14 protein-coding genes are annotated in these 13,698 nt (G+C 66.7%); 3 read left to right on the top strand and 11 right to left on the bottom strand.

What is annotated here, in order from left to right; all coding sequences use genetic code 11:
• Position 1: 1 nt before the first annotated feature.
• The 3 genes from ABGI63_RS01585 to ABGI63_RS01595 form a co-directional block, all read right to left on the bottom strand.
• Positions 2–1,027, bottom strand: coding sequence for a GGDEF domain-containing protein (locus ABGI63_RS01585; protein WP_349740713.1), 1,026 nt, complete (start codon positions 1,025–1,027; stop codon positions 2–4).
• A gap of 187 nt (positions 1,028–1,214) precedes the next feature.
• Complete coding sequence (locus ABGI63_RS01590; protein WP_349740714.1) at positions 1,215–1,793, bottom strand: dienelactone hydrolase family protein; 579 nt, start codon at positions 1,791–1,793, stop codon at positions 1,215–1,217.
• Positions 1,712–2,095 (bottom strand): dienelactone hydrolase family protein, encoded by a 384-nt coding sequence (locus ABGI63_RS01595; RefSeq protein ID WP_349740715.1) that lies wholly within the window; start codon positions 2,093–2,095, stop codon positions 1,712–1,714. The genes ABGI63_RS01590 and ABGI63_RS01595 overlap by 82 nt, the downstream gene beginning before the upstream one ends.
• Before the next feature lie 177 nt (positions 2,096–2,272).
• On the opposite strand from ABGI63_RS01595, the gene ABGI63_RS01600 reads away from it, so the two are divergent.
• Positions 2,273–3,199, top strand: coding sequence for a diguanylate cyclase domain-containing protein (locus tag ABGI63_RS01600; RefSeq protein ID WP_349740716.1), 927 nt, complete (start codon positions 2,273–2,275; stop codon positions 3,197–3,199).
• 12 nt (positions 3,200–3,211) lie between these two features.
• On the opposite strand, the gene ABGI63_RS01605 is transcribed toward ABGI63_RS01600, so the two are convergent.
• Complete coding sequence (locus tag ABGI63_RS01605; protein WP_349740717.1) at positions 3,212–4,198, bottom strand: DMT family transporter; 987 nt, start codon at positions 4,196–4,198, stop codon at positions 3,212–3,214.
• A gap of 104 nt (positions 4,199–4,302) precedes the next feature.
• On the opposite strand from ABGI63_RS01605, the gene ABGI63_RS01610 reads away from it, so the two are divergent.
• Positions 4,303–4,992 (top strand): NBR1-Ig-like domain-containing protein, encoded by a 690-nt coding sequence (locus tag ABGI63_RS01610; protein WP_349740718.1) that lies wholly within the window; start codon positions 4,303–4,305, stop codon positions 4,990–4,992.
• 79 nt (positions 4,993–5,071) lie between these two features.
• On the opposite strand, the gene ABGI63_RS01615 is transcribed toward ABGI63_RS01610, so the two are convergent.
• From ABGI63_RS01615 to glpD, 7 genes are all read right to left on the bottom strand, one after another.
• A complete protein-coding gene (locus ABGI63_RS01615; RefSeq protein ID WP_432767381.1) occupies positions 5,072–6,808 on the bottom strand; it encodes an ABC transporter substrate-binding protein in 1,737 nt (578 codons plus the stop codon).
• A gap of 87 nt (positions 6,809–6,895) precedes the next feature.
• Positions 6,896–7,204, bottom strand: coding sequence for a DUF2160 domain-containing protein (locus tag ABGI63_RS01620; RefSeq protein ID WP_349740720.1), 309 nt, complete (start codon positions 7,202–7,204; stop codon positions 6,896–6,898).
• A gap of 10 nt (positions 7,205–7,214) precedes the next feature.
• Positions 7,215–8,027 carry a carbohydrate ABC transporter permease gene (locus tag ABGI63_RS01625; RefSeq protein ID WP_137943882.1) on the bottom strand — a complete coding sequence of 271 codons (813 nt, stop codon included), beginning with the start codon at positions 8,025–8,027 and terminating at the stop codon, positions 7,215–7,217.
• Entirely contained in the window at positions 8,020–8,904 is an 885-nt protein-coding gene (locus tag ABGI63_RS01630) for a carbohydrate ABC transporter permease (RefSeq protein WP_137943881.1), read from the bottom strand. Before ABGI63_RS01630 ends, ABGI63_RS01625 begins: the two co-directional genes overlap by 8 nt.
• A complete protein-coding gene (locus tag ABGI63_RS01635; protein ID WP_349740721.1) occupies positions 8,901–10,034 on the bottom strand; it encodes an ABC transporter ATP-binding protein in 1,134 nt (377 codons plus the stop codon). Before ABGI63_RS01635 ends, ABGI63_RS01630 begins: the two co-directional genes overlap by 4 nt.
• The gene (locus ABGI63_RS01640) at positions 10,034–11,116 is read right to left on the bottom strand and encodes an ABC transporter ATP-binding protein (RefSeq protein ID WP_349740722.1); all 1,083 of its coding nucleotides are present in this window, start codon (positions 11,114–11,116) and stop codon (positions 10,034–10,036) included. Before ABGI63_RS01640 ends, ABGI63_RS01635 begins: the two co-directional genes overlap by 1 nt.
• 3 nt (positions 11,117–11,119) lie before the next feature.
• The gene (gene glpD / locus ABGI63_RS01645) at positions 11,120–12,706 is read right to left on the bottom strand and encodes a glycerol-3-phosphate dehydrogenase (protein ID WP_349741691.1); all 1,587 of its coding nucleotides are present in this window, start codon (positions 12,704–12,706) and stop codon (positions 11,120–11,122) included.
• Between the two features lie 210 nt (positions 12,707–12,916).
• Between glpD and ABGI63_RS01650 the strand changes: the two genes are divergently transcribed.
• Positions 12,917–13,681: a DeoR/GlpR family DNA-binding transcription regulator gene (locus tag ABGI63_RS01650; protein WP_137943878.1), complete on the top strand. Its 765-nt coding sequence runs from the start codon at positions 12,917–12,919 to the stop codon at positions 13,679–13,681.
• The last annotated feature ends 17 nt before the right edge of the window (positions 13,682–13,698 follow it).

Below are 13,698 nucleotides of genomic sequence, written 5' to 3' on the forward strand. Positions count from 1 at the left end.
CTCAGAACAGATCGACGCTGCCCGGGCTGACCTCTTTCAGCGCGCCCTGCTGGATCAGGCTCTCGTAGTGGCAGATGCGGTTGCGGCCGCCCCGCTTGGCCTCGTAGAGCGCGCTGTCGGCGCGGTTGATGACCTCCTGCGGCAGCACCACCGGATCGGCGCCGCTGAAGCCGCCGCTGATCGTGACCTGGCCGACGCGCGGGAACTTGAAGCTCTCGATCTTCTTGCGCGCGCGCTCGAAGGCCAGGGTCGCCGACTCCAGATCATTGGCCGCGATGATGGCGATGAACTCCTCGCCGCCATAGCGGTAGATCAGATCGGAGCGCCGGAACGCCGCCTTCAGCAGCCGGGCCACCACGATCAGCACCTCGTCGCCGATCATGTGGCCGTAGCCGTCGTTGATCTTCTTGAAGTGGTCCACGTCCATCACGCCCAGCCAGTAGCGCTGCGGCAGCGGCTCGCGCCGCGCCACGCCGGGCTCGGGCGGCGCCGGCTCGTGCAGGCGGGCGTAGAGCAGGTTCCAGAGGCGGTCGAGATTGAGCTCCAGCGAGTAGCGGTTCAGCAGGCCGGTCAGGCGGTCGCGCTGGCTGGTGTCGAGCAGGGCGTAGAAGTTGGTGAACACCTCCAGCACGCCCAGCACGATGGCGTCCTCCATCGGCGTGATCTCGCGCTCGCGCCGCAGCACGAAGTAGCCGCAGATCTCGTCGCCGCCATGGATGGGGTAGCAGACGATGAAGCCCTCGCCGCCGTCGCTGCGGCTGCAGGACTTGTCCAGCATGCGGACGTTCTCGAACAGGGTCTGCACCTCCTCGGGCAGGCGCTGCTCATTGGTGACCTCTTCCACCTGCTCGGCGACACGCTGCACACCGTCCTGCTGCGCCTCGATGCGGCGCGAGTGATGCAGTGCCCGCAGCACCTCGCCATGCTCGTCGACCCGGTACAGCGAGGTCTCGCTGACCCCCAGCAAAGGCCCCAAGGTGCGCAGCAGGCTTTGCTCGACCAGATAGGTGTCGCGGATCGCCGTCATCTTCCCCAGCTGTTTGAGCACGCTGGGGAGGCCTGCGGATGTTCGTGTATTGCTCGTCATAGACATCCCAAGGCAGTTCTCTTCTTGCCAGCCCAGTATGACCCAAGGCGCTGCGTCGGCAAGCCGCGCTGTTGCCTTTGCTCATGGGAGCTTGCCAAAAAGGAATGGCTGAGGCAGGGGTGCCGCCCTAGAGGCCGAACTGGGTCTTGAAGAACGCCGTCGTGGCGGCACGCGCCTGCGCGGCGGCCGCCGGGTTGGGCGCCATCTGCACCGGGCCGCCACGGCCCAGATGGGCGAAGGGGTCGTTGATCGTGGCCGGGTCTTCCGTGCGGTCGAAACCGTGGGTGGCGTCGGCATACATCTTGACGCTCAGCAGCCCGGCCGGCACGGTGGCCTGCTCGGCCAGCTTGGGGCAGGTGTCGGGCAGGTCGTAGGTATCGAGCCCGCCGCCCTGCAGGAAGACCTTGGCGCCGGTCAGGCTGGCAAAGCCGTAGCCGGGCACACGGTTGTAGACCCAGCAGACCGGATAGTTGGGCGCGTGGGCGGCGAAGGCCAGGCCGGTGCCGGCCAGGTACTGCTCGGTGTAGGGCCGGGTCGCGGTCAGCATCGTCACGACGCCGCCCCAGGAAAAGCCCATGATGCCGATACGCTTGCCGTCGATGCTGGGCAGGCCGGCCAGGAACTTCAGCGCACCATAAGCATCGGGCAGGGTCTCGGGCACGCCGCTGGGCCGGCCGGCCGCGCCGCTGATGCCGCGCGCCCCCACATATCGATCTCCAGGGTCGCGATGCCGGCCGCGTTGAGTTCCTTGGCGTAGGAGACGCCGCGGCTGTCGATGCCGCTGCTGCCATGCACGATGACCACGGCGGGGCGCGCCGGGCCGGGCGGCATGCGCAGCTCGGCCGGCACCGTCAGCGGCTTGACCGGATCGAGCGAGCGGTAGCTGACGCGGGTGACCAGAGTCTCCTGGTCGTCATCGCCGCCGCCGCAGGCGGTCAGGCTCAAGGCGGGCAGCAGCGCTGCGGCAAGGCGGGCGCGCTGGCCGGCAGCGGTCATCATGAAGGCCATGTCTTGTCTCCGTCGATGCAGCGTCGGCCTGTCAGGGTCAGGTCTTGTGTGCCGCGAGCTAGCGCTATGCTCGCACAAACGCCGCCGCGAGTGGCAGGCCGCGAGCTGAGGCTTGGGGCGCGTGAATGGCCGGCGCTCTGTGCAACACTGTGCGCATCGCCTCCCCAAGCCTGTTCCATGGACGACCCCGCGCACGATGAGGAACTGGTCCGGCATCTGCTGAGCCTGCACGAGGCCAGCCCGCAGCTGCTGGCCGTGTTCGACGACAAGGATGTGCTGCGCTTCGCGAACCGGGCGTTCCGCGAGGCCTTCGATGTCCGGCCCGACGGGCGGCTGACCTGGCTGGAGATGATGCGGGCCAATTGCGCCAGCGGGCGCGGCAATGTGGTCTCGGCCGCCGACAAGTCCGCCTGGTTGGCGGCGGCCGCCTCGCGGCGAGGCAAGCAGCGCTTCCGCGCCTTCGAGGCCGACCTGGTGGACGGGCGCTGGATCTGGATGAGCGAGACCATGGACGCGCAGGGCTGGATGTACTGCAGCGCCAGCGACATCACCGCGCTGAAGCAGGACGGCCGGGCGCTGCGCCAGGAGCGCGACCGCGCGCTGCGCGCGGCCCAGACCGATGCGCTGACCGGCATCAGCAACCGCGCCCATGTGCTGCAGCAATTGCAGGATCAGCTGGACCGGCTGCGCGAGCGTGGCGGGCGGCTGGCCGTGGTGCTGCTGGACCTCGATCACTTCAAGCGCATCAACGACAGCCTGGGCCACCAGGCCGGCGATCTGGTGATCTGCGACTTCGCGCGCCAGCTGCAGCTCAGCACCCGGCGCGGCGACGGCTGCGGCCGCCTGGGCGGCGAGGAGTTCATGCTGCTGCTGGGCGATGTCGACCGGCCCCAGGCGCAGGCCATCGTCGAGCGCCTGCTGCAGCGGCTGCGCCAGGCCCGGCCCCTGGCCGAGCAACCGGCGCAGAGCTACAGCGCCTCGGCCGGCCTGGCCATGGCCGGCGCCGAGGACGGCCTGACCGAGCTCTGCCGGCGCGCCGACCAGGCGCTGTACCGGGCCAAGGCCGGGGGGCGGGATCGCTGCGTCGCGGATTCGGATGACTAGCCGGCCGGTCCGTCAGCCGTTGGCGTGCGAGCCCGGTCGCAAAGCGCGCGCCCTCCGCGCCGGAAATCTGGCTTCCGCGACCAGCATCCCCGTCACGATCAAGGCAGCGCCGATCCAGTTCGGGAGGCTCAGCCGGTCTCCCGCCAGCAGGTAGCCGAACCAGCCGCCAAAGACCGGCTCCAGCACGATGATCAGCGCAATGCGGTTCGGCGATGAGGCGAACTGGGCCTGGGTCTGGACATAGAAGCCGAGGGCCGTCCCCAGGATGCCGATGACGAGAATCGCCTGTATCGTGGCGGCGTCGCGTGGCACGGACAGCTCCCGCAAGACCAGTGATTGCGCCAGCGACAGCAGCCCGACGACGACGACTTGGATGAAGGCGAGATTGACGATATCCGCGACCTTGCTGGCTCTGGACAGGATGATGATGTGCAGCGCGAATGACGCCGCGCACAGCAATACCAGCAGGTCGCCGGCCCGAACGCTCAGGCCTTTCAGCGTCAGCAAGGCCAGGCCTATGGTGGCCAGCAAGGCGCCGAGCAGCTGCGGCTTCCCCGGCAGCACCCGGAAGCAGGCGAACAGCATCAGCGGCGTGAAGATGACGGCGAGGCCGGTGATGAAGGCGGCATTCGAGGCTGTGGTGAACATCAGCCCCTTGGTCTGGAACAGAAAAGCAAGATAGAGCGCAAGCCCGGCCATGCCGCCCTGGACAAGATCCGTTCTCGAGATCGGCACCCGCCGCGCCACGAGCGCCACAAGCATGACGAGTGCCGCAGCGAGGAATCTGTAGGCATTGAAGGCGGAGTCGCTCAGCTCGCCCAGGGCCGCCTGGATGGCGACAAACGACCAGCCCCACAAGGCGGTGATCAGCACCAGCGCGACCTCCCAGCGCCGCCGGCGAGGCCCCGCAACCATGCTCTTCATTGCTTCTTCCTTCCGCTTGATGGGCACCCAAATCTCCAGCCGATGAAACACCTGCGCAGCTTCGCGAGCGGCCATGAATTCTTGAGCGCCTCGCGTCTGGCTTGGCATACGGTCTGTCGGTTTTGGCGTACGCTGCAGGCCACAGATGGGAGGAGCGGTCCCCCGGGGCCGTCGAGAGCATGCAATCGAGTTCACCGGAAACGCTCCGCGCCCTGCTGGCGCGGCGCAGCAGAGAGCTGGGCAAGACGTTCACGGCCTTGGCGGCCGAGGCTGGGATCGCCCGGACCTATCTCTACGAGCTCGCCAACGGCGGCGCTCGCGATCCGTCCGTGCGCACCCTGGTCAAGCTGGCCGGCGCGCTGCAGGTCTCGCCGCTGCTGCTGTTCCGCTACTACGCCGACCTGCAGGGTTCGTCGGCCTTCGGCGCCTTCCCCTTGCAGACCAATCGGGCGATCAACCCGCAGGACCCGATCGATATCGCGGCCTTCAACGCCGACGTGACGACGCCCGACCATGCGGTGGTCTCGCCGGGCGAGTCCTTCCGAAAGATCTGGGAGATCCAGAACCTGGGCGGCCGCCCCTGGCGGGGCCGCCGTGTGGTTCGGGTCGACGGCGAATACGCGATCGCCCGGCGCCGGCCGGACGGCAGCCTCGAAGCCATTCAGGAGGCCTATCTGGCCAGCCTGTATCGCGAGGTCGAGCTGCCGGACACCCTGCCCGGGCAGCCCGTGCATATCGGCGTGGACTTCGCGGCGCCGAAGGAGAGCTGCACCGTGGCGTCGATCTGGCGGATGACGGATGCCGACGGCGTCCCTTGCTTCGGACCCAGCTTCATCTTCTTTGCGCTCGTGACCGTGATGGCGCAGTGAGCGGATCGGCGCGCGCCCAGAAAAAAAGCGTCGCCCGAAGGCGACGCTTTGCTTCTTGGCTAGGTCGTGCGAGGCCTGCTTAACGCACGCGCCCTTCCTTCCAAGCGTTCAGCAGCTTGTCATAGGCGATGGTCTCGCCCTTGGGCTTCTCGTTGGCCAGCTTGGCCCACGGGGCGCCCTTGTCGCTCAGCCACTTGGCGTTGCTTTCCTTCTTGTTGAGCTTGGGCGCGCACTTGGCCATGCCGGCGCGCTCCAGACGGCCCATCACCTGGTCCATTTCCTCGGCCAGCGTGTCCATCGCACCCTGCGGGGTCTTCTCGCCGGTGACGGCCTGGGCCACGTTCTTCCACCACAACTGGGCCAGCTTGGGGTAGTCGGGGACGTTGGTGCCGGTGGGCGTCCAGGCCACGCGGGCGGGGCTGCGGTAGAACTCGACCAGGCCGCCGAGCTTGGGCGCCATATCGGTCATCGCCTTGGAGCGGATGTCCGATTCGCGGATCGGGGTCAGGCCGACGATGGTCTTCTTCAGGCTGGTGGTCTTGGCAGTGACGAACTGGGCATAGAGCCAGGCGGCCGCCGTCTTGTTGGCGTCGTGGTTGGCGAAGAAGGTCCAGCTGCCCACGTCCTGGTAGCCGTTCTGCATGCCTTCCTTCCAGTACGGGCCGTTCGGGCCTGGCGCCATGCGCCACTTCGGCGTGCCGTCGGCATTGACCACCGGCAGGCCCGGCTTGGTCATGTCGGCGGTGAAGGCGGTGTACCAGAAGATCTGCTGCGCGATCTGGCCCTGGGCCGGCACCGGGCCGGCTTCGCCGAAGGTCATGCCGGTGGCTTCCTTGGGCGCGTACTTCTTCATCCAGTCCACGTACTTGGTCAGCGCGTAGACGGCGGCGGGCGAATTGGTGGCGCCGCCGCGGCTGACGGATGCGCCCACCGGCGTGCACTTGTCGGCCGCGACGCGGATACCCCATTCATCGACCGGCATGCCGTTCGGGATGCCCTTGTCGGCGGTGCCGGCCATCGACAGCCAGGCGTCGGTGAAGCGCCAGCCCAGCGACGGGTCCTTCTTGCCGTAGTCCATATGACCGTAGATCGGCTTGCCGTCGATGGTCTTGACGTCTTCGCTGAAGAAGGCCGCGATGTCCTCGTAGGCGCTCCAGTTCAGCGGCACGCCCAGGTCGTAGCCGTACTTGGCCTTGAACTTGTCCTGCAGGTCCTTGCGCGCGAACAGGTCGGCACGGAACCAGTAGAGGTTGGCGAACTGCTGGTCGGGCAGCTGGTAGAGCTTGCCGTCGGGCGCGGTCGTGAAGCTGGTGCCGATGAAGTCCTTCAGGTCCAGACCGGGGTTGGTGTATTCCTTGCCCGCACCGGCCATGTAGTCGGTGAGGTTCATGATCTTGCCGTAGCGGTAGTGGGTACCGATCAGGTCGGAGTCGGAGATCCAGCCGTCGTAGATGCTCTTGCCGGACTGCATCGAGGTCTGCAGCTTCTCGACCACATCGCCTTCCTGGATCAGGTCGTGCTTGACCGTGATGCCGGTGATCTCGCTGAAGGCCTTGGCCAGGGTCTTGGCCTCGTACTCGTGGGTGGTGATGGTCTCGGACACCACCGAGATCTCCTTGACGCCCTTGGCCTGCAGCTTCTTGGCCGCTTCGATGAACCACTTCATCTCGGCCATCTGCTGGTCCTTGCTCAGCGTACTGGGCTGGAACTCGGCGTCGATCCACTTCTTGGCCTCGGGCTCGCCGGCCCAGGCGCCAGACGCCCCAACGGCCAGCGCGGCGGCGACGGCCAGCGCTGAGAACTTCTTGTGCTGCATCATCATTACTCTTGTCTCCTCTGATGAATCCCCCGAACAGCGTGATGCGGCCCCGGGGGAGGAGGGGGCCGAATCCATGAATATCGTCTAGCCTTTGCGCATGATCAGGGCCAGCACCGCCATCGAGATCACGAAGCTGATCCAGATGCTGGGATCGCTCTCCAGCGCCCACCACTCGGCCATGCGGCCGGACAGGCCGACGAAGGCCAGGTTGATATAGGCGGCCGTCAGCAGGCCGATGAAGAGCCGGTCGCCGCGCGTGGTCTTCAGCGGCAGAAAGCCCTTGCGCATCACGGTGGGCGACTTGAGCTCCCACACCGTCATGCCGGCCAGCATCAGCACGATGCAGACGAAGAACACCGCCACCGGCGTGGTCCAGTACATCCATTCAAACATCAGCGGCTCCTCAAACTCGGCCCATCGCGAAACCCTTCGCGATGTAGTGGCGGACAAACCAGATCACGATGGCGCCCGGCACGATGGTCAGCACGCCGGCGGCGGCCAAGGTGGCCCAGTCCATGCCGGAGGCGCTGACGGTGCGGGTCATGGTCGCGACGATGGGCTTGGCGTTGACGCTGGTCAGGGTGCGGGCCAGCAGCAGCTCCACCCACGAGAACATGAAGCAGAAGAAGGCCGCCACACCGACGCCGGCCTTGATCAGCGGCAGGAAGATGGTCACGAAGAAGCGCGGGAAGCTGTAGCCGTCGATATAGGCGGTCTCGTCGATCTCGCGCGGGATGCCGCTCATGAAGCCCTCCAGAATCCACACCGCCAGCGGCACATTGAACAGCAGATGCGCCAGCGCCACCGCGATGTGCGTGTCCATCATGCCCATCGTCGTGTAGAGCTGGAAGAAGGGCAAGAGGAACACCGCCGGCGGCGTCATCCGGTTGGTCAGCAGCCAGAAGAACACATGCTTGTCGCCCAGGAACGAGTAGCGGCTGAAGGCATAGGCGGCCGGCAGCGCCACGCTGATCGAGATCACCGTGTTGATGCCCACATAGATCAGGCTGTTGATATAGCCCGAGTACCAGGAGGGATCGGTGAAGATCGTGACGTAGTTGGCCCAGGTGAAGTTGTCCGGGAAGAAGCTGAAGCTCGAGAGGATTTCCTCATTCGTCTTGAAGCTCATATTGACCATCCAGTAGATGGGCAGCAGAGCGAACAGCAGGTAGGCGATCAGGAAGAGGGATCTCTTCTTAAAGCGGCGCTCATCCATGGGCGGCCTCCGTTTTTTCAGCTTGGCCGAGGGCCTGCATCCAGTTGTAGAGGATGAAGCACAGCAGCAGGATGATCAGGAAATAGATCAGCGAGAAGGCGGCGGCCGGGCCGAGGTCGAACTGGCCGACCGCCTTGGTCGTCAGGTACTGGCTCAGGAAGGTGGTCGCATTGCCGGGGCCGCCGCCGGTCAGCACGAAAGGCTCGGTGTAGATCATGAAGCTGTCCATGAAGCGCAGCAGCACCGCGATCATCAGCACGCCGCGCATCTTGGGCAGCTGGATGTAGCGGAACACCGCGAACTTGCTCGCGCCGTCGATGCGCGCGGCCTGGTAGTAGGCATCGGGGATCGATCGCAGGCCGGCGAAGGCCAGCAGGGCCACCAGCGGCGTCCAGTGCCAGACGTCCATCAGCAGCACGGTCAGCCAGGCGTCGGTGGCGTTGCCGGTGTAGTTGTAGTCGATGCCCAGCCACTGCAGCGCGGCGCCCATCAGGCCAATGTCGGCGCGGCCATAGATCTGCCAGATCGTGCCGACCACATTCCAGGGAATCAGCAGCGACAGCGCCACCATCACCAGCACGGCCGAGGACTTCCAGCCCTGCGCCGGCATGGACAGCGCCAGCGCGATGCCCAGCGGAATCTCGACCGCCAGCACCGCCAGCGAGAAGCCGAGCTGGCGCCACAGCGCGGCATGCAGTTCCTCGTCGCGCATCATCGCGGCGAACCACTCGGTACCGACAAAGACACGGCGCTCGGGCGAGATGATGTCCTGCACCGAGTAGTTGACCACGGTCATCAGCGGCAGGATGGCCGAGAAGGCCACGCAAAGGAACACCGGCAGGACCAGGAACCAGGCTTTTTGATTGATGGGCTTCATTGATGAGCCTCTTGCTTGGAGTGATGACCGTTGAGCAACTGCTCATCGCGGCCGTAGAAACAGCTGTGCGTGCCCAGCACCTGCAGCCAGACCGCGTCGCCGGCGGCGGGCGGGCGGTCCTGCGCGTTCAGGCGCAGCTTGACGTCGACCTCACCCGCACCATGGCCGATGCGGGCGCTGATCAGCCAGTAGGTGCCGATATCCTGCACCTTGGCCACCGTCGCGCGCAGCGCGCCGGCCGCGCCTGCGCCGACCAGCTCCACATACTCGGGCCGCACGCCCAGCGTGAACTCGCCGGCACGCTCAAGCTGCTGGTAGAGCACACCGAAGTCCAGGGCCAGGTCTTGCCCGGCGATCTGCAGCACGCCGGCCTTGAAACGGCCCGGCAGGAAGTTCATGCCCGGCGAGCCGATGAAGTTGCCGACGAACATATGCTGGGGCTTCTCGAACAGCGCATCGGCGCTGCCGACCTGGACCGCGCGGCCGCGCGTCATCACGACGATCTGGTCGGCAAAGGTCAGCGCCTCGACCTGGTCGTGGGTCACATAGATCAGGGTCAGCTTCAGCTCGTGGTGGATCTGCTTGAGCTTGCGGCGCAGCTGCCATTTCAGATGCGGGTCGATCACGGTCAGCGGCTCGTCGAACAGCACCGCCGAGACGTCCTCGCGCACCAGGCCGCGGCCCAGCGAGATCTTCTGCTTGGCGTCGGCCGTCAGGCCGGCGGCGCGCTGGTTCAGCTGCCCGCTCATCTCCAGCATCTCGGCGATCTTGCCGACCCGGGCCTTGATCTTTTCGGGCGCAACGCCGCGATTCTTCAGCGGGAAGGCCAGGTTCTCGGCCACCGTCATCGTGTCGTAGATCACCGGGAACTGGAACACCTGGGCGATATTGCGCGCCTGCGGTGACAGCCGGGTGACATCGCGGCCGTCGAAGGTCACCGTGCCATGCGAAGGCTGGACCAGGCCGGAGATGATGTTGAGCATGGTGGTCTTGCCGCAGCCCGAGGGCCCCAGCAAGGCATAGGCGCCGCCATCATCGAAACTCATCTTCAGCGGCAGCAGCGCGTAGTCGCTGTCCTGCTGAGGGTTGGGTTTGTAGGCGTGAGCCAGGTCGAGGTCGATGCGTGCCATCAGTGGCCAGCCTTTCTGTCGGGAGCCAGCATCAGCGCACCGTCGGCACCGAAGACATAGGCCTGCGCGGCCTGCAGGTACAGCGTGATCGGCGCGCCCAGGTCGAAGTAATGCACGCCGGTCAGCTGGGCCACCAGGGACCCGAGCTCGCTGTGCACATGGACAAAGGTGTCGGAGCCCGAGATCTCGGCCAGCTCGACGCTGCCCTGGATCGCGATATCGCCCGGCCGGGTCTGCACGCGCAGCGCGCTGGCGCGCACGCCCACCGTCACCGGGCCTGAAATCGGCATTTCGGCCGCCAGCTCCAGGGCCAGGCCTGGCATCAGATCGATCCGCGCCCCTTGGCCGGTGGCCGGCAGCAGATTCATCGGCGGGTCGCTGAAGGCACGGGCCACGCGCAGCGAGGCCGGGCGGTGGAAGACCTCGGCCGTCGGCCCGTACTGCAGCAGTTCGCCGGCGTCCATCACGGCCGTGTAGCCGCCCAGCAGCAAGGCCTCGGCCGGCTCGGTGGTGGCGTAGACCACGGTGGAGCCGCCGACGGCGAAGAGCTGGCTCAGTTCCTCGCGCAGCTCCTCGCGCAGCTTGTAGTCCAGATTGACCAGGGGCTCATCGAGCAGCATCAGCGGGGCGTTCTTGGCCAGCGCGCGGGCCAGCGCCACGCGCTGCTGCTGGCCACCGCTGAGCTGGGCCGGCAGCTTGTCCAGATGCATCTCGATATGCAGGCGCTCGGCCAGCTGGTCAACCTGCTTGTTGATGGCATCGCGGTTCAAGCCGCCGCGCAACTTCAGCGGCGACGCGATGTTGTCGCGCACCGTCATCGACGGGTAGTTGATGAACTGCTGATAGACCATGGCGACATTGCGCTCACGCACCGCGACGCCGGTCACGTCGACGCCGTCGGCCATCACCCGGCCGACAGTGGGCCGGTCCAGGCCCGCCATCAAGCGCATCAAGGTGGTCTTGCCGGCCTGGGTCGCGCCCAGCAGCACGGTGACCGCGCCGGTTTGCAGCTTCAGGTCCAGCGGGTAGAGGTGCGTCGCCGCACCGACCCGGTGGCTGATGCCCTGCATATCGAGTTGCATCGTTCAGTCTTTCCCAACGGTATTGGTCTCGAACCAGGCGGCCACGGCGGCGCGCTGGGCTTCGGTGTAATGCAGGCCCAGCTTGGAACGGCGCCACAGCACGTCGTCGGCGCTGCAGGCCCATTCCTCGCGCTGCAGATAACGCAGCTCGATGTCGAACAGCCCCGGGGCCACCTCTTGCCCCAGCTCGGCCAGGCTGGCCGCGCCGCCCAGCACGCGCGAGATGCGCGCGCCATAGGCCCGGCTCAGGCGGCGCGCCAGCGTCGGCGGCAGATAGGCATGGCGCTTTTGCACGGCCGCCACCAGGCGCTCGAAATCGGTGTCGGGTCGCTGCGCCGCCCCGATCCAGGATGACAGATCGCCGCCCGGCAGATGGGCGCGCTCGGTCCAGGGCTTGCGCCCGGATTCCGGACCTTGACCGAGCATGCCGCCGACCATATCGGCCGCATCCTCGGCCAGCTTGCGGAAGGTGGTGATCTTGCCGCCCCAGACGGAGAGCAGCGGCGCACCCTGGGTATTGGTCTCCAGCAGGTAGTCGCGTGTGACGGCCGAGGGATCGCCCGAGGCGTCGTCCAGCAGCGGGCGCACGCCGGCATAGCTCCAGACCACATCCTCGCGGGTGACCGGCTTGGCGAAGTAGCGGCTGGCCTGCTCGCACAGATAGGCGATCTCGTTCTCGTCGATCCTGGCCTTGCGTGTTTCGGGTGTAGCGCCTGCCAAGGCATCCGGAGGCAGTTCGACATCGGTGGTGCCGATCAGCGTGTAGTCGCCCTCGTAGGGGATCGCGAAGATGATGCGCTTGTCGGGGTTCTGGAAGATGTAGGCGTGGTCGTGCTCGAAGCAGCGCTTGACGATGATGTGGCTGCCCTTGACCAGGCGCAGGCTCTTGGTCGCCAGTGCCTCGCCACGCGCCGGCCGTGCAATGCCGCGCAGAAAGCTCTCGGCCCAGGGGCCGGCGGCATTGACCAAGGCCCGGGCGCGCACGGTGCGCTCGCCGGCCGGCGTGGCAATGGTCGCGGTCCAGCCCTCCGCATCGCGTTGCACCGCCGTGACCATGCTGCGCGTCAGCAGCTCGGCGCCCTTCTCGCGCGCATCGAGCGCATTCAGCAGCACCAGGCGGGCGTCGTCGACCCAGCCGTCGGAGTAGACAAAGCCACGGGTATAGCTCGGCTTCAGCGGCTTGCCGGCCGGCGAGGTCCGCAGGTTCACCCCGGTGGAGCCCGGCAGCACCTCGCGGCGCGCCAGGTGGTCGTAGAGGAACAGGCCGATGCGTATCATCCAGGCCGGCCGCATCGCCGCGTCATGCGGCATCACGAAGCGCAGCGGCCACATGATGTGGGGGGCGCTCTTCAGCAGCACCTCGCGCTCCTGCAGCGCCTTGCGCACCAGCGAGAACTCGTAGTACTCCAGATAGCGCAGGCCACCGTGGATCAGCTTGGTCGACGAGGACGAGGTGTGGGCCGCGAAGTCGTCGCGCTCGGCCAGCAGCACCTGCCAGCCGCGCCCGGCCAGGTCGCGGGCAATGCCGGCACCATTGATGCCGCCGCCGACGACGAGCACGTCGTAGCGGTCCGGCGCGGCCTGCGGCATGGCACTCGGGGCGGTCGATGGATTGGCGGTCAAAGCGGGTCTCCTGGCGAACAAAAGCGGGATCAATGAGTTCGCTATTTTGTTCTTCTTTTTTCTTTTTAGCTCGTTTTGGTGCGTTTCATCTGAGGGAAAACCCCTGTGACGGTTCGTTTTAGTTCGCTTTAGGCTCGCCCACACCCCAAAAAAGTGCATCAACGCGCTCGCCATCCCATGATTCCGAATCCCCGCCAGAACGATTTGCTGCAGGAAGTGCGCGCACGCGGCTCGGTCAGCGTCGAGGCCCTGGCCGAGAAATTCGGCGTGACCTTGCAGACCGTGCGCCGCGATGTGCAGCGCATGGCCGAAGCCGGCCTGGTGGCGCGTTTCCACGGCGGCGTGCGGGTACCGGCCTCGACCACCGAGAACATCGCCTACCGCCAGCGCCAGGCCTTGCAGGCCGACGGCAAGGCGCGCATCGCGCGCGCGATCGCGGCGCGCATCCCGGCCGGCTGCTCGCTGATCCTGAACCTGGGCACCACCACCGAGGCGGTGGCGCGCGAGCTGCTGCACCACAAGGGCCTGCGGGTGATCACGAACAATCTGAATGTCGCCACCATCCTCAGCGACAACCCCGACTGCGAGCTGGTGATGGTGGGGGGCACGGTGCGCCAGCGCGACCGCGGCGTGGTCGGCGAGGCGGCGGTGGACTTCATCCGCCAGTTCAAGGTCGACATCGGCCTGATCGGCATCTCGGGCATCGAGAGCGACGGCTCGCTGCGCGACTTCGACTACCGCGAGGTGATGGTGGCGCGGACCATCATCGAGCATTCGCGCGAGGTCTGGCTGGCCGCCGACCACAGCAAGTTCAACCGCCCGGCGATGGCCGAGGTGGCGCGGCTGCCGCAGATCGATTTACTCTTCACCGACGAGTCGCCGCCCGAGCCCTACCCCACGCTGCTGGCCGACGCCGGCGTCGAACTGGTGCTGGCCGACTGAACGACGGGACAACCAAG

The sequence above is a fragment of the Roseateles cavernae genome, from assembly GCF_040187885.1.
GTDB classification, from domain to species: domain Bacteria; phylum Pseudomonadota; class Gammaproteobacteria; order Burkholderiales; family Burkholderiaceae_C; genus Roseateles_E; species Roseateles_E cavernae.

What these genes read in the sequence shown, in the direction of transcription:
- ABGI63_RS01585 (WP_349740713.1), bottom strand. Translation starts at nt 1,027, where the DNA reads ATGACGGCGATCCGCGACACCTATCTGGTCGAGCAAAGCCTGCTGCGC.
- ABGI63_RS01595 (WP_349740715.1), bottom strand. Translation starts at nt 2,095, where the DNA reads ATGGCCTTCATGATGACCGCTGCCGGCCAGCGCGCCCGCCTTGCCGCA.
- ABGI63_RS01600 (WP_349740716.1), top strand. Translation starts at nt 2,273, where the DNA reads ATGGACGACCCCGCGCACGATGAGGAACTGGTCCGGCATCTGCTGAGC.
- ABGI63_RS01605 (WP_349740717.1), bottom strand. Translation starts at nt 4,198, where the DNA reads ATGGCCGCTCGCGAAGCTGCGCAGGTGTTTCATCGGCTGGAGATTTGG.
- ABGI63_RS01610 (WP_349740718.1), top strand. Translation starts at nt 4,303, where the DNA reads ATGCAATCGAGTTCACCGGAAACGCTCCGCGCCCTGCTGGCGCGGCGC.
- ABGI63_RS01615 (WP_432767381.1), bottom strand. Translation starts at nt 6,808, where the DNA reads ATGCAGCACAAGAAGTTCTCAGCGCTGGCCGTCGCCGCCGCGCTGGCC.
- ABGI63_RS01620 (WP_349740720.1), bottom strand. Translation starts at nt 7,204, where the DNA reads ATGTTTGAATGGATGTACTGGACCACGCCGGTGGCGGTGTTCTTCGTC.
- ABGI63_RS01625 (WP_137943882.1), bottom strand. Translation starts at nt 8,027, where the DNA reads ATGGATGAGCGCCGCTTTAAGAAGAGATCCCTCTTCCTGATCGCCTAC.
- ABGI63_RS01630 (WP_137943881.1), bottom strand. Translation starts at nt 8,904, where the DNA reads ATGAAGCCCATCAATCAAAAAGCCTGGTTCCTGGTCCTGCCGGTGTTC.
- ABGI63_RS01635 (WP_349740721.1), bottom strand. Translation starts at nt 10,034, where the DNA reads ATGGCACGCATCGACCTCGACCTGGCTCACGCCTACAAACCCAACCCT.
- ABGI63_RS01640 (WP_349740722.1), bottom strand. Translation starts at nt 11,116, where the DNA reads ATGCAACTCGATATGCAGGGCATCAGCCACCGGGTCGGTGCGGCGACG.
- glpD (WP_349741691.1), bottom strand. Translation starts at nt 12,706, where the DNA reads ATGCCGCAGGCCGCGCCGGACCGCTACGACGTGCTCGTCGTCGGCGGC.
- ABGI63_RS01650 (WP_137943878.1), top strand. Translation starts at nt 12,917, where the DNA reads ATGATTCCGAATCCCCGCCAGAACGATTTGCTGCAGGAAGTGCGCGCA.